This window comes from Burkholderia sp. AU31652, from assembly GCF_002223155.1.
Lineage (GTDB): Bacteria > Pseudomonadota > Gammaproteobacteria > Burkholderiales > Burkholderiaceae > Burkholderia.
The window spans coordinates 1-662 of sequence record NZ_NKFG01000015.1; the positions used below are offsets into that span (position 1 = coordinate 1).

1 protein-coding gene is annotated in these 662 nt (G+C 66.0%); it reads right to left on the reverse strand.

Going from position 1 to position 662, the window contains the following annotated elements:
* On the reverse strand, nucleotides 1–662 hold a 662-nt coding region (locus CFB40_RS37585), incomplete at both ends, for an NAD(P)/FAD-dependent oxidoreductase (protein WP_179255351.1).

The following is a 662-nucleotide window of genomic DNA, read 5'->3' on the forward strand; positions in this document are numbered from 1 at the left end:
TCCCACAGTTCCTTGATGCCGATCCCGTAGGCCTGCGGATCCGCGTTCGCGTCGAGCTTGAACTTCGAGATCAGCTGGCGGCCCAGATGGCCGCGGCAGCCTTCGGCGAACAGCGTGTATTTCGCGTGCAGCTCCATGCCGAGCTGGAAGTTCTCGGTCGGCTCGCCGTCCTTGCCCACGCCCATGTTGCCGGTCGCGACGCCTTTGACCGAGCCGTCGTCGTTATAGAGAATCTCCGCAGCGGGGAAGCCCGGGAAGATCTCGACGCCCAGCGCTTCGGCCTGTGCCCCAAGCCAGCGCGTGACGTTGCCCAGCGAAATCACGTAGTTGCCGTGATTCTGGAAGTTGGCGGGCAGCGCCCAGTTCGGCGTGGTGACCGCGCTCTTCTCGGACAGGAACAGGAAGCGGTCTTCCGTCACCTCGACGTCGAGCGGCGCGCCGCGTTCCTTCCAGTCGGGGAACAGTTCGTTGATCGCGCGCGGGTCCATCACCGCGCCCGACAGGATGTGCGCGCCGATCTCGGAACCTTTCTCGAGCACGCACACGCCGATCTCGGTGCCTTTCTCGGCGGCCAGCTGCTTGAGCCGGATCGCCGCCGACAGCCCGGCGGGGCCGCCGCCGACGATCACGACGTCGTATTCCATCGATTCGCGCGGGCCGTA